The sequence below is a fragment of the Paenibacillus sp. Lou8.1 genome, from assembly GCF_024213565.1.
GTDB lineage: Bacteria > Bacillota > Bacilli > Paenibacillales > Paenibacillaceae > Paenibacillus > Paenibacillus polymyxa_B.
This window is the reverse complement of the sequence record NZ_JANAVN010000002.1, coordinates 1-16098: the sequence shown is the minus strand read 5'-3', so window position 1 is coordinate 16098 and position 16098 is coordinate 1. Positions and strand designations below refer to the sequence as shown.

The 16098-nt window shown below is 40.9% G+C and carries 5 protein-coding genes and 1 pseudogene; 5 read left to right on the top strand and 1 reads right to left on the bottom strand.

The window, feature by feature from the left end; all coding sequences use genetic code 11:
* Nucleotides 1–214: 214 nt before the first annotated feature.
* Nucleotides 215–289, top strand: a pseudogene (locus NLX78_RS26840) (carbohydrate-binding protein); the annotation flags it as partial.
* Here NLX78_RS26840 and NLX78_RS02840 read toward each other — a convergent pair.
* Nucleotides 289–441: a hypothetical protein gene (locus tag NLX78_RS02840; protein WP_231517198.1), complete on the bottom strand. Its 153-nt coding sequence runs from the start codon at nt 439–441 to the stop codon at nt 289–291. The pseudogene NLX78_RS26840 and the gene NLX78_RS02840 overlap by 1 nt on opposite strands.
* 13 nt (nt 442–454) lie before the next feature.
* On the opposite strand from NLX78_RS02840, the gene NLX78_RS02835 reads away from it, so the two are divergent.
* The 4 genes from NLX78_RS02835 to NLX78_RS02820 all read left to right on the top strand — a co-directional run.
* Nucleotides 455–862, top strand: a complete 408-nt coding sequence (locus NLX78_RS02835; RefSeq protein ID WP_254349763.1) for a transglycosylase SLT domain-containing protein — start codon at nt 455–457, stop codon at nt 860–862.
* A gap of 215 nt (nt 863–1077) precedes the next feature.
* Nucleotides 1078–2358, top strand: coding sequence for a diaminobutyrate--2-oxoglutarate transaminase (gene ectB, locus NLX78_RS02830; RefSeq protein ID WP_025719505.1), 1281 nt, complete (start codon nt 1078–1080; stop codon nt 2356–2358).
* Nucleotides 2351–10990 (top strand): non-ribosomal peptide synthetase/type I polyketide synthase, encoded by an 8640-nt coding sequence (locus NLX78_RS02825; protein ID WP_254349550.1) that lies wholly within the window; start codon nt 2351–2353, stop codon nt 10988–10990. Before ectB ends, NLX78_RS02825 begins: the two co-directional genes overlap by 8 nt.
* A 42-nt stretch (nt 10991–11032) precedes the next feature.
* Nucleotides 11033–16098, top strand: a 5066-nt coding sequence (locus NLX78_RS02820) for a non-ribosomal peptide synthetase (RefSeq protein ID WP_254349549.1), incomplete at its 3' end; no start/stop codon positions are given.

Sequence of the window (16098 nt, the reverse complement as noted above, 5' to 3'; positions counted from 1 at the left end):
CCGGTAAGCCCAAACTTCTGGAGCTAGCGATATATATCCGGCGGGTAGTGGAGCGTTGCGTTATACTTTCACACGACACCAAGATATCCTCTTCTCCTAAATTCCGCCTTTTGGAGGCGCGAAAAAGATGAGAGTTCTAAAGTTAGAACATGTAGGTGTTCTAACACATAACGAACATTGTTCTTTACGAACAATGTTCGTTATGGTATAAATATTGTATGAACGTCCAAATACTGCATATGCGGTAAATGATACAGTAACATATAGTGGAAGTACTTATACCTGTCTTCAGGCACATACTTCCCTTGTAGGCTGGGAACCATCCAATGTTCCTGCTTTATGGAAGAAAGGCGGCAGCGGAACTACGCCACCTACAACACCGCCAACAACGCCACCAACAGGTCCTTCAGTAACAAAGCCTTCCGAAGTTCCAAGCCACATATGGACATACACAATGAATGCGGGCGATAAATTCGGTAAAGGCGAAGATTTTGCTTTATTGCTGAGTGCTGTGATCAAAAAGGAAAGCAGCTTTGGAGCAGGCTTACCAGGCAGTCCATCAGCCGGCGACGGATTGATGCAGGTAGAACCAAACACACGTAATGCTTATTTATCTCAATTCAGTTCAAAATTTGGCCGTGCTTATAATCACGGCAGTGAACAAGATCAGGTATGCTTGGGCGGACTGATTTTAAATGAAAAGATTACTAGATTCGGCAACATATATAATGGCTTATTACACTATAACGGAGGAGATAACTGGTATCCGGGAGCTACAGACTCTTATGGCCGTCCTATTCTGGCCAATCAATATGCAGATGCAGTTTACGCTACTTATAAGGGCTATGGCGGTAAGAACTAAGATGTTATTTATTTTCCACCCTTGCAGGTTTTACAATCCTACCGTACATGTACACCCAGTTTTGTAAGTAATACCGGGAGTGGGCGGGGGAGGACAAAGGCAACGATGCACATCCACCACAAGCCGGGAGAGAACATGGATGTGGATTGGGCCGGAAAAATAAACTGAAGTTAGTGTTTAAACACTAACTTCAGTTTAAGGGAGGAATTATGAGTATGGAAATTTTTGAGCAGTATGAATCCAACGTAAGAGCATATTGTAGAAACTTCTACGATGTGTTTGACCGGGCTAAAGGTGCACTGATTTATTCAGAATCCGGAAAGAAATTTGTTGATTTTTTTGCAGGAGCAGGAGCTTTAAATTATGGACATAACAACGAATACATCAAACAAAAGATACTCGCTTATCTTGAATCGGACAGTATTACTCATGGGCTTGATATGTACACAAAAGCGAAACGTGAATTTATCGAAAAATTCTCGCAGATCATATTGGAACCCCGAAAGTTAAACTATAAAATTCAATTTTGCGGGCCTACAGGTACAAACGCTGTAGAAGCATCGCTGAAGCTTGCCCGAAAGATCACTAAACGGACTGGTATATTTGCGTTTATGGGAGGATTTCACGGAATGTCGCTGGGGAGTCTGGCTGTTACCAGCAACATTCAGAAAAGATCTTCCTCCGGCATAGCATTATCCGATGTTACCTTTTTCCCATACTCCGAGAGTCCAATTGACTCATTCGATACTATTGAATACATGGAAGCCGTTCTAAACGACGGTCACTCGGGAATCGAAAAACCGGCGGCTATTATATTTGAAACCATTCAGGCGGAAGGCGGCGTAAATATAGCTTCACCCGAATGGATGCTTAGGCTGAGGGAACTTAGCGACAGACACGGTATTCTACTGATTTGCGATGACATTCAGGTTGGCTGCGGACGCACCGGACCGTTCTTTTCATTTGAACGTGCCGGGATGATCCCTGATATTGTACTGCTTTCCAAGTCAATCAGCGGGTATGGCCTTCCCATGTCTATTCTGCTGATGAAACCGGAACTTGATGTCTGGAAGCCTGGTGAGCATAACGGTACGTTCCGGGGAAACCAGCTTGCTTTCATTGGAGCTACAGCTGCGTTGGAATATTGGGAAATGAATAATTTGGAACAGTCTGTGAAATATAAGGAAGCATTTGTAAGAGAATATTTAACCAAGCAGATTTTGTCATTACATAAGGGCCTGACCATTCGGGGTGCAGGTTTGATTTGGGGTATTGATTTTTCCAATGTGGAGGATGAGCGAATCACGCAAAAAGTAGTAGAGGAATGTTACCAAAACGGTTTAATCATCGAAAGCGCAGGAAGAAAAGACAGTGTTATAAAACTTATGCCTCCGTTAACCATCGAGCTTGAACTTTTGCAGCAGGGTTGTTCAATTATCAGACAAGCTATTCAAGAGAATATAAATAAAGTATTGGAGGTCGAAAGTTATGGATAAAATCGCCATTATAGGAATAGGATGCCGTTTGCCAGGAGGAATAAGGGGGCCTGAGGAGTTCTGGGAAGCATTGACTGCGGGAAAAGATATGACTTCCGATTTACCCGAAGGCCGCTGGGATTTAGAAAAGTTTTATGATCCTGACAAATCAAAGCCAGGCAAGCATTACACCTGTCATGGTGGATTTTTAGATAAAATAGATGAGTTTGACCCTTTGTTTTTTGGTATTTCTCCAAGGGAAGCGGCCTTTCTTGATCCACAGCAAAGACTGATGCTGGAGACATCATGGGAAGCAATGGAAGATGGAGGCTTGGATCCGGCCAAGCTAGCAGGAACCAATACCGGTGTCTTTGTAGCGGGCTTCACCCTTGACTATCAAGCAATACAATTTAAAAACGAATCGGTTGAAAGTTTAGATACACATTCGGCAACGGGTATGATGATGACTATGTTGTCCAACAGGATTTCATATATATATGATTTCAGAGGTCCAAGTTTGTCTGTAGATACAGCGTGTTCGGGCTCTTTGGTTGCAACACACCTTGCATGCGGGAGTTTATTGAATAATGAATGTAATCTCGCAATAGCAGGCGGAGTAAGTGTTATAGCTACACCTGAGTATACCATAGCGGAAAGTAAGGGTGGTTTTTTATCTCCCGATGGACGGTGCAAAACTTTCGATTCCAGTGCAAACGGTTATGCAAGAGGAGAAGGAGCCGGCGTTGTGGTTTTAAAACGCCTGTCAGATGCTATCGAAGACGGAGATAGGATTTATGCCGTAATAAGTGGATCGGGTGTAAACCAGGACGGCCACACAGACGGGATTACTGTTCCAAACGGGCAGGCTCAGGAAAACTTAATGAAGGAGGTATACAAAAAGGCAGGAATATCACCTTCAGATATAACATATATTGAAGCTCACGGCACCGGCACTCCGGTTGGAGACCCTATTGAGGCTAATGCAATAGCACGAGTGGTTTCAACAGACAGGCCAAAAGATAAAAAGTGTATTGTCGGATCTGTTAAGACAAACATTGCCCACCTTGAGGCCGCTGCAGGAGTTGCCGCACTGATAAAAGCTTCACTAATCATAAAGCATAAGCAAATACCTCCACATCTGCACTTTAAGAATCCAAACCCTAAAATTCCCTTTGACGATTTATGTATACGAATTCCTCAGACCCTGGAGCCTTTGCCGCAACCCGCATTGGTTGGCATAAATTCATTCGGTTTTGGAGGAACAAATGCCCATATCCTCTTGGAGGAAGCTACAGATCTCCAAAAAGAGGGTACTCCTGAAGTTAATGTAAATACCGGATGGCCATATATGATTCCCATATCTGCGCGCTCAGAAAAGGCGCTAAAAAACTATGCGCAAAAGTATGTTGATTTTATTAATGGAAGTGGAGAAAGTATTTCTTTATATGATATTGGAAGCATGATGAGCAAAAAGCGCACCCATCATGACTATAGACTAGCGGTTTCGGCATCTTCAAAGGAAGAACTTGCAGGAAACCTGGAAGCGTATATTAAAGGACAAGCACGCCAGGGGATGTCTGCGGGAAATGTTGAGGCAGGAAAGTACAATAAAGCTGTTTTTGTATATACAGGTATGGGGCCCATATGGTGGGCTATGGGCAGACAGCTCCTTGAAAAAGACCCTGTGTTTAGAAATATGATAGAAAAATGTGATAAACTTACACGTCAGTATGCTGGATGGTCTCTACTGGAGGAACTTCTCGCCGATGAGGAGAATTCACGTCTGGACCAGCCCCAGTTTGCTCAACCTGCCAATTTTGCTGTTCAGGTGGGTTTGACTGAAGTATGGAAATCCTTGGGTATTATACCCCATGCGGTGGTAGGACACAGTGTTGGAGAAGTGGCTTCTACATATGTTGCAGGAATTTACAGCCTTGAAGATGCCATGTTGGTAAGTATTCACAGAAGCCGTGCACAGCAAAAAGCAGTAAACAAGGGCACAATGCTGGCGGTAGGTTTACCAGAAAAAGAAGTTGTGGCCCTGCTGGATGAGAACATAAAAGGTGTTTCAATGGCAGCAATCAATAGCCCAAATTCGGTAACTTTGTCAGGTGATCCTGATGCCCTTGAGCAGATCCAAAAACAGTTGCAGGATAAGGGGGTTTTTGCGCGGCTTTTAAAGGTCAATGTAGCGTATCACAGTTACCAAATGGAACCATATGAGCAGGAGCTATTGGAGGCATTAAAAGGAATAAAGTCCCAGCCTGCCGGGATACCGATATATTCCACGGTTACAGGGAAAATGCTGACGGGTACAGAGTGTGATGGACATTACTGGTATAAAAATGTAAGAGAGCCGGTACGTTTTGAAGCAGCAATGTATGAAATGATTTCGTTGAATTATAACTTATTTATTGAGGTGGGCCCTCACCCTGTTTTAGCAGCTTCTATTTCTGATTGTCTGTCAGCTAAAAACGTTGAAGGTAAGAAGTTGTTCTCTATAAAAAGAAATGAAAACGAACAGGTTTCAATACTGGAGAACTTAGGGAATCTATATGCACTGGGATACCCTATAGATTGGAACAAGATTTACCGGTACCAAGGTGAGTTTGTAAGTCTCCCTCTTTATCCATGGCAATGGGATAAATACTGGATGGAAACGCAGGAATCAAGTGAATTTAGGCAGGGAAAAAATAAGCACAAGTTTTTAGGACGCCGTTTGAAAACTTCCAGCCCTATATGGGAGATTGAACTTAATACTACCTATATGACGTATCTTTCTGATCATAAAATACAAGGTATAGAAGTTTTCCCCGGAGCAGGGTATGTAGAGCTGGGAATGGCTTGTGCCAGAAGCTATTTTGGAGAGGGTTTTTATACAGTTGAAGATATAAAGTTTGAAAATGCTTTATTTTTAAATCAAGGAGTATCACCTGTGGTGCAGGTGGTTTTGGATCCAAAAACCGCAAAATTCGAGATTTCAAGCAGGATACCGGGACAAGATAAGACTTGGACATGCAATGCATCCGGCACAATAAGAAAACGGCAAAACATAAAGATCACTGCTAAAGATGAGTTGATTCAAATACTTGGCAATTGTACCAAAGAATACGGAAAAGAAGTATGTTATAAAACCTTCTATCAAATGGGTTTCCATTATGGTCCTTATTTCCAAGGTATAGACAAGATATGGAAAGGTGATAACGAAGCTCTTGGCAGGATCGAGATCCCTAAAATACTGGAGATTGATAGCTCTATCTACGGTCTTCACCCGGCGGTATTGGACGCCTGTTTCCAGGTTACCATTGCGGCAGTTGCACCACTTAATGAAGATGAAAATAACGAAGGCCAATCATTCCTACCTGTAGGAATAGACAGGGTGCAGCTTTATGGAAGGCCGGAGCCTGTCATGCTTTGTCATACGCAGATGGTAGATAGGAAAGATAATAATTTGAACGCCAACATCCGTCTATATAGTGAGGACGGAAATCTAATCGCCGAAATACTGGGCATAAGAACTAAGGAACTTGGAAATAGTGGAGGGTCTGATGCTGGAAGAGTTAAGGATTATCTTTATGAGATAAACTGGGAGCTTCTAAAAAGTGAAGAAGTTGATACCCGCACAGCTGCTGCTAACTCTGGAGCATGGCTTATTTTTGTGGATCATAAAGCAGCAGGAAAAGAACTGGCAAATCTCCTTGAAAAAAGGGGAGAAGAATGCTTTATGGTATATCCTGGTGAGAATTTTGGTTGGCAGTATGAAGAGCGTGAGATATATATAAACCCTCGAAGCATTGAGGATCTTAGAGCGTTGTTTGATGAATTCTCAAAAATTAAAACGAAGCTAACAGGTATTGTATATATGTGGAGCCTCAATATCCTTGAGATCCAGGAAGTTAGCAATACAGCTATAGAAAAAGCTTGTTTTGAAAACCTGTTTGTATTAAAACACCTGGTACAAGCAACCACAAATCTGGGATTAAATTTTAAGCTGTGGGTTATTACAAGAGGAGCCCAAATGATCAACAGGGCTACTCCAAATTCTGCATTCTTACAGTCGTTGGTATGGGGCCTTGGCACCGTCATAGGTTACCATGAGTTGCCTTCAAATTGGGGAGGCCTTGTAGACCTTGACATAGAGGCCAATGCGGGTGAAATGGAAATGCTGTTAAAAGAAGTCTTAGGTAATGGAGAGAACCAAATTGCTTTCCGTAATGGGAATAGACTTGCAGCAAGAATCGATAAACTGCGGATTGATATGCAGCATCAAGTACCCGTACATCTTCGCCCCGATGGAAGTTATGTTATTACAGGTGCTTTTGGTGGCATAGGTATGATTACAGCCCAGTGGATGGTTGCCAAGGGAGCAAGACATCTGGTACTGCTTGGACGCGGAGAATTTCCAAAACGTTCTGAATGGAACAATGTAGAGCCAGGCAGCAGCCTTGCAGAGAGGATTGAGTTTGTTCGTAAGCTGGAGTCCCAGGGGGCAACAGTATATATTGGATCAGTGGATGTAACTGATGAGGAAAAGCTTGCTGGATTTTTTAAAGATTTTGATAAGGAAGAAAGGCCTCCTATTCGAGGTGTTGTACATTCTGCTGGTATTACGGATGATCAATTTCTTGAGGTTAGTAAAGATGAGACTTTTTATAGGGTCCTTTCGCCTAAGGTAAATGGTGCATGGAACCTTCACCGTATGACAGAGGGACGGCCTATTGACTTCTTTATTTTATTTTCTTCAGTTGCTTCTGTATTTGGTTCACCAGGCCAGGGAGCATATGCAACTGGGAATGCCTTTTTGGACTCACTTGCACATTACCGTTTATCGAGAGGACTTCCTGCACTGAGTATCAATTGGGGACCATGGTCAGAGGTTGGAATGGCTGCAAGGTTTATGGAACGTGATCCGGAGTATTATATACAAAAATCCATAGAATCTGTAACGGTAGAAAAGGGAATTAGGGCTATGGAGCACCTTGTTGGAGAAGCTGTTGCACAGTCTGTGGTTCTACCTATACTCTCGTGGCAAACGTTTGGGGAAAAATGGTTCTCACCCATGAGTTCTCCACATGTGCTTAAAACTCTTTTGCAAGATGAGTCAGGACAACAAGAGAATATAAATAAATCAAAGGTGGATGTTGATATCCTGGAGGATATTATTTCATCTCCAATACAGAGCAGGCAGAATATCGTTGAAATGCATATTAAAACAATAGTAGCGAAGGTTTTGCGTTATAATCCTGAGGATCTAAGTACCAAACAACCACTAACTGTTTTTGGGATGGATTCATTAATGGCCACCGAAATAAAAAACAGGATGGAGGTTGCCTTTAAAACACCTGTTTCCATAGTAGAACTTCTTAAGGGTTCCAGCATATACGATCTTTCCGATCAAATGATATCAAAGCTATACGAATCGGGAAAGATTTCAGAACAGGATTCCCTAAATATGGGTAAGGCTGAGCTTGAAAGAATACCTAAAGTTTCTGAAAAAGAGTACTATGAAACCTCATCTGCACAAAAGATGATGTATATCATTAATAATCTTGAGGGTAACAACATTGGGTATAACATACCTGTGGGAATTTTATTTGAAGGTGGGATTGAAAGGGTTGCCCTTGGGGAAGCATTAAAAACATTGATACAAAGGCATGAAGCATTTAGGACATCCTTTGAGATGATTGATGGGGAGCTTGTGCAAAGGATACAAGATGAAGTTGATTTTACTATAGAATATTTTGAGTCTGAGGAAGACGGAGTAGAGAAAATAATCGATGAATTTGTAAGACCGTTCGATTTAAGCAAAGCACCCTTAATAAGAGTAGGTCTTATAGAAATCCATGCTAGCAGGCAAATACTTTTGCTTGATGTACATCATATAGTCTCGGATGGAACTTCAATAATCAGGACTTTTGATGAAATAGTTTCTATATTAAGTGGTGAAAGCCTTCCGGCAATGGAGGTGCAATATAAGGATTTTGCCCAGTGGCAGAATGGCTTGTTTAGCACTGAGGTTTACAAAAAGCAGGAAGAATACTGGCTTAATAGGTTCAAGGGTGAAATTCCTATCCTTGATATGCCTACAGATTATCCTAGGCCTGTCCTTCAAAGCTTTGAAGGAAATAGGTTGCTATTTGATTTAGACAGTCATTTGATGGATAAATTAAATGTACTTTCCTCCCAAACAGGAGCCACCGTGTATATGATACTTCTTGCGGCATTAAATACACTAATGTATAAATACTCAGGACAGGAAGACATAATTATTGGTACTCCTATAGCGGCAAGAACTCATTTTGATACTGAAAGAATACTGGGGATGTTTATAAATACCCTGGCATTAAGGAATTTCCCAGAGGGAAATAAGGCCTTTACTGAGTTCTTGGAAGAAGTAAAAGAAAGCTCCTTAGAAGCATATGAAAATCAGGAATACAGGTTTGATCAGTTTGTGACAAAACTTAACGTAAAGAGAGATTCAAGCAGAAATCCTTTATTTACTGTTATGTTTAATATTGTTCCTTCTGATGAGCATATTATGGAACATCGTGGTGAATTAAAGTATTCCAAATATCCGGTTGAAAGTAAAACATCAAAATTTGACCTAACATTCCAGTTGATACCAGATGGTCATAATACAATATTATGGATGGAATATGCTACACGTCTGTTTAAGAAGGAGACGGTAGAAAGGCTTGTTCAGCATTACTTTAATATCCTTGAAGAGATAACCTCAAACCCTGAAAAAAAACTATCAGAAATCAATATGTTATCCCAAGAAGAAAAGGAGCGAATAATATACGGCTTTAACGATACGAAGGTTGAATTTGAACATCACCTGACGGTACACCACCTGTTTGAGCAGCAGACGAAAGTACGTCCAGACAATATAGCAGTAGCGTATGAAGGCCGTAGATTTACATATGGCCAGATCAACCAAAGGGCAAACAGGATAGCAAGGTACATGCTAAAGGCTGGCACTGGTAGAGAAGAAGCCGTAGTTGTCATGCTGGAGAGGGGACCCTTATTTGTAGAATCGGTACTTGGTATATGGAAAGCAGGGGGGGCTTACATACCTGTAAATCCAAAATACCCTACACAAAGGGTGCTTGATATATTTAAGGAATCTAAAGCTGCCTATGTGTTGACCTTATCAGATTATGTGACCCAGCAGCTTAGTGAGAACTATAAAGGCCGAATTATATACCTTGACCAGTGTGAAAAAGAGATTGAGGCTGAAAGTGGCAAAAACCTAGATCTAGATATAGACATAAATAGTTTGGCCTATGTTATATATACATCTGGTTCAACTGGTGTACCAAAGGGAGCTATGATAGAGCATCTTGGCATGATAAACCACATCCATGCGGAAATAAAGGAACTTTGTATAACTAACAACAGCATAATATCCCAGAACTCGCCTCAATACTTTGATGTATCTGTATGGCAGTTCTTTGCAGCCCTAACCATAGGAGCTCAAATTATCATCTATCCAGATGAAATAGTAAAGGATGTTGCAAGGTTTACGAATCGGATCATAGAAGATGGCATAACGGTCCTTGAGGTGGTACCTTCATACCTTGCTTTAATGCTTGAGTATGTGGAAAATACAGGGAATAAACCGGAAAAACTTCATTACTTGCTGATAACGGGAGAAACCGTAAAATCCGGCATAGTAAGGAAATGGTTTGACCTATGTCCAAATACTAAAGTAGTTAATGCCTACGGACCTGCAGAGGCAGCGGACGATATTACTCTATATACTATGGAAGCTGCTCATGAAGGAGAGAACATTCCTGTAGGCAAGCCTATACAAAATATGAATCTATATATAACAGATAAAAACATGAACCTGTGCCCTATCGGAGTAAAAGGAGAGATCTGCGTCTCTGGAACAGGTGTAGGAAGGGGTTATTTAAATGACCCTGAAAAAACAGCCCATGTATTCCTTGAAGATCCTTTCAGAGAAGAAAAGGGGATAAGGCTGTACAAAACAGGAGACCTGGGAAGATGGCTGCCTGACGGGAATATCGAATTCCTGGGCAGAATAGACCATCAGGTTAAGATCCGCGGATACCGAATAGAGCTTGGAGAAATAGAAGCTCAGCTTCTAAAACATTCTTCAATAAAAGAAGTTGTGGCAGCAACAAGGGAAGACCCCCAAGGGAACAAGTACATCTGTGCATATATAGTTGGAGAAAGTGAATTGACAATACCGGAATTAAGGGAGTATCTCTCCAAAGATCTGCCAGACTACATGATCCCTTCATATTTTGTACAGTTGGAAAAACTGCCTTTATCAGCGAATGGCAAGGTAGATAGAAATGCCCTGCCTGCCCCTGATGGAAATATTAATACAGGGGTAGACTATGCTGCACCATTCGGTGAAATTGAGGAGAAGCTTGTACTGATATGGAGCCAAATCCTTGGAGTCCAGAAGATTGGAGTAAATGATAACTTCTTTGAATTAGGAGGAGACTCATTAAAGGCAACCAATCTTGTATCAAGGGTTCATAAAGAATTTGACATAGAATTTGCATTAAAAGAAGTGTTTATGGGTCCTACAATTTCGGCAATAGCAAAAAGTATTAAAAATAGACTTAACGATACAGTGGAAATCGAAGAAATTTTAAGCATGATTGAAAATCTATAAATAGGAATTAAAAGAGATGAAATAGAGAAGAGGGACGAAGTTATGGATAATTTGATGAAAAGAATAGAATCTCTTTCTCCAGAAAAAAGAAAGCTATTTGAGACGATGCTAAAAGAAAAAGGAAAAGATGTTTCAAAATATACGCCAAATGCCTTTTCTGGAATACCTTCTGCCAGAGAGCAGGAATTTTACCCTATGTCATCTGCCCAGAAAAGGCTGTATATACTAAACGAGCTTGAAGGAGCAGGTACTGCATATAACATGCCAGGCGTCGTACTGCTGGAAGGAAACATTGATGCAGTACGCTTCGAACAGGCATTCAAGGAGCTAGTAAAAAGACATGAGGCTCTGCGCACATCATTTCATATGGTTGAGGGTGAACCAGTACAAAAGGTTCATGATTACGTGGATTTCAGTATTACGTACCTGGAACTGGATGAAGAAAAAGCAGCAGAAATAGTCAAAGAATTCATAACGCCCTTTGATCTTAGCCAAGTTCCATTACTGAGAGTAGGACTTGTAAAAACGAACGAAGACAGGCGTGTTATGATGTTTGACATGCACCACATAGTATCAGATGGTATATCAGTCAATATACTTATGAGTGAGTTTTTGGATTTGTACCAAGGGAAGACCCTTTTGCCACTACGGATACAGTACAAGGATTTTTCTGTATGGCAGAAGGAGATGTTTGCCGGAGACTCAATAAAGAAGCAGGAAGAATACTGGCTCCAGACATTTAAGGGTGATATACCGGTACTGGATATGCCTACTGACTATCCAAGACCGGCGGTACAAAGTTTTGAAGGAGATGCTGTAAGCTTTGAAATAAACCCTGAACTTTCAGTCAAACTAAATAAGCTTGCAACAGATAATGGAGCTACCTTATACATGGTACTGATGGCTGCATATAACGTACTCCTGTCCAGATACACTGGACAGGAAGACATCATAGTTGGAAGTCCTGTAGCCGGAAGGCCCCATGCTGACCTGCAGGGTATCATTGGTATGTTTATAAATACCTTGGCCATAAGGAACTATCCTGAGGGAGAAAAGACCTTCGTCCAATTCTTGCAGGAAGTAAGGGAAAATGCGTTTTTGGCTTTTGAAAATCAGAACTACCAGTTTGAAGAACTTGTAGAAAAACTTAATCTCATGAGGGACATGAGCAGGAATCCTCTTTTTGACACTATGTTTGCACTGCGCACTTCAAACAAGACAGAATTTGCAGCATCGGGTATAAACTTCAAACAATACAACAACTGGCTGGAAGGCAGAAAGGCAAAATTTGACCTTATGCTTGAAGTGGTAGAGGGTCAAGAAGGTATAACATTTAACCTTGAATATTGTACCAGGCTGTTTAAGAAGGAGACAATAAAAAGGTTTGGAACCCATTACTTAACCGTTCTTGAAGAGATAACGGCATGCCCTGAAAAAAGGTTGTGGGAAATTGATCTACTGTTACAGGAAGAAAAACAGCAAATCCTATATACCTTTAACGCTACAGAGGCACAGTATCCTAAAAACAAGACTATCCATCAGCTTTTTGAAGAGCAGGCAGAGAAGAACCCTGATCATGTAGCTGTGGTATTTGAGGGTAAAAAGCTTACATATAGTGAACTCAATAAAAAATCAAATGGGTTGGCCCATGTATTAAGGGCTAAAGGAGTCAAACCGGACAGTATCGTAGGTATTCTGGCAGAACGCTCACTTGAGATGATAGTAGCAATCCTAGGGGTATTAAAAGCAGGAGGGGCATATCTTCCCATAGATCCAGATTATCCTGAGGAAAGAATAAGTCATATGCTGGAAGACAGCCGGGCAGTGATCCTGTTGACCCAATCACATTTTATAGACAAATATACATCAATAGGTACAGTAATAAATTTAGAAGATGAGCAGGAATATTCAGATGAACAATATAACTTATCGGAGGTAAATAAACCTTCCGATCTAGCTTACTTAATATATACCTCAGGCTCTACAGGTAAACCCAAAGGGGCAATGATAGAGCATAGAAACATAGTAAGGCTGTTATTTAACAGTAAAATGCAGTTTGATTTTAACGAAAATGATGTATGGACTATGTTTCATTCTATGAGTTTCGATTTTTCCGTATGGGAGATGTACGGGGCGTTGTTATATGGGGGCAGATTGGTGGTAGTTCCTAAAATGACAGCACGCAGCAATGTAGAGTATCTGAGACTTCTAAGGAATGAGAAGGTGACCGTATTAAATCAGACACCTTCAGCCTTCTATAATATAGCCAATGAAGAAGTATCATATGAAGAAAAAGAACTTAAGATAAGATATGTCATATTCGGAGGGGAAGCATTAAAGCCTGCATTGTTGAAGGAATGGAGAAAGAAGTACCCGCAGACTAGACTCATCAATATGTATGGAATAACCGAGACAACAGTGCATGTCACATATAAAGAGATAGAAGAGGAAGAAATTAGATCTAATGTGAGCAGCATAGGAAGGCCTATACCAACCCTTACAACATATGTAATGGATAAGAACATGAAAGTTGTTCCCATTGGAGTAGCCGGAGAGCTTTGTGTAGGAGGAGACGGAGTTTGCAGAGGATATCTTGGAAGACCGGAGCTTACAAAGGAAAAGTTCGTTCAAAATCCGTACAAGCCGGAAGAGAGGTTATATAGATCTGGAGACCTGGTCCGGTTATTATCTGATGGAGAAATGGAATACCTGGGTAGAATAGACCACCAGGTAAAGATAAGAGGCTTTAGGATAGAGCTTGGTGAAATAGAAGCACAACTGCTAAAGCATCCTTCAATTGAGGAATCTTTGGTGATTGCAAAGGAAGACCATCAGGGCAGTAAATACCTGTGTGCATATATAGCGGGAGAAAATGAGCTGACAATATCAGAACTAAGGGAGCATCTCTTAAAAGAACTGCCCGAATACATGGTACCATCATACTTTGTGCAGCTTGAAAAAATGCCATTGACAGCTAATGGCAAGATAGACAGGAAGGCATTGCCTGAACCCGAAGGTAATATAAATACGGGAATAGAGTATGAAGCGCCTATAGGCGAATTTGAAGAGAAGCTTGCACTGATTTGGCAAGACATCCTTGGAATTAAGAAGATAGGAAGAAATGACAACTTCTTTATGTTAGGTGGACACTCTTTAAAGGCTACAAGCCTTGTAGCGAGAATTCACAAAGAGTTCAATATAGACATGCCTCTTAAGGAAATATTTAAGGCTCCAATTATAGCGGAAATAGCAAGGTATATGAAGGAAGCAAAGGAGAGTATATATCAATCCATCCAAACTGCTAAAGAGATGGAATACTACCCTATGTCATCAGCCCAAAGAAGGCTGTATATATTAAATCAGTTTGAAGGAGCAGGGACAGCATACAATATGCCAGGCAGCTTGCTGGTTGAAGGCAGTATTGATCTGGAGCTTTTTCAGAAGACCTTCCAACAGCTTATAAATAGGCATGAGACCCTTCGAACATCTTTCCATTTCATAGAGGGTGAACCCGTCCAGAAGATCAATGATCCTGTGGGTTTTAGTGTAGTGTATCTAGAATCTGACGAAGAAAAAGTGGGGGAAATCGTAAAAGAATTTATAAAGCCGTTTGATCTTGGAATTGCTCCGCTGCTAAGAGTAGGCCTTGTGAAAACGGGAAAAGACAAGCATGTCATGATGTTTGACATGCACCATATCATATCTGACGGTACGTCCATGGATATACTGGTACATGAGTTCATGGATATGTATGGAGGAAATAACCCTTCTTCCCTCCGTATACAGTACAAGGACTATTCTGTTTGGCAGAAGGAACTATTTGCTGGGGACAAAATAAAGAAGCAGGAGGAATACTGGCTCCAGGAATTTAATGGAGAAATTCCTGTGCTGAATATGCCAGTAGATTACCAAAGGCCTGCGGTTCAAAGCTTTGACGGAGGTTTTATCCGTTTTGAAGCAGACAGTGAGCTTACGGGAAAACTTATTAAGCTTGCAAGGGATAATGGGGCTACTCTTTACATGACATTGCTTGCTTCATACAACATACTGCTGTCTAAGTATACGGGGCAGGAAGATATTATAGTGGGAAGCCCTATAGCTGGAAGACCTCATACAGATTTACAAGACATAATAGGTATGTTTGTAAATACTTTAGCCATGAGGAACTATCCCCAGGGAGAAAAGACCTTTGCTGAGTTTCTAAAGGAAGTAAGGGAAAACTCTATAAGGGCTTATGAAAATCAGGACTACCAGTTTGAAGAACTGGTGGAAAAGCTTAATGTAAAGAGGGATATGAGCAGGAATCCTCTTTTTGATACTATGTTTGTATTGCAAAATACCGGCTCATCAGAATTGAAGATAGATAGGCTTAAGTTTATACCCTATACAAATGAATTTAGAATATCCAAATTTGACTTGACATTAAATGCTCGGGAAACCCAGGAAGGTATTGCATTTGATTTGGAATATGCCACAAGGCTGTTCAAGAAAGAGACTGTAGAAAGGTTTGCAGCCCATTACCTTAATGTTCTGGAAGAGATAACGGTTTATCCTGGAAAAAGGTTGTCAGAAATTGATATGCTTTCACAGGAAGAAAAGCAGAAAATACTATATGACTTTAACGATACAAAGGTCCGGTATCCTAAGGATAAGACTATACATCAACTGTTTGAAGAGCAGGTAGAAAAGACACCCAATAATATTGCTGTAGTGTTTGAAGATAAACAGCTGACTTATAAGGAAGTAAACGAAAAGGCAAACCAACTGGCCAGAAAATTAAGAGAAAAGGGAATAAAACCTGATAGTGTAGTGGGAATTATGGTAGAACGTTCCCCGGAAATGATCATAGGGATCATGGCTGTCCTAAAAGCTGGGGGGGCTTATTTACCCATAGCTCCTGAATACCCTGAAGACAGGATCCAGTTTATGCTTGATGACAGTGGCAGCCAAATTATTCTGATACAGGATAAATTTATAAATGCTAAAGGTAGTTACAGAAATGCTGAATTTATTAGCATAGAAAATCAGGATCTATTTACTGGGGATGTATCAAATCCAAAGTTAATTAGTAAACCTGAAAACTTGGCTTATGTAATATATACATCCGG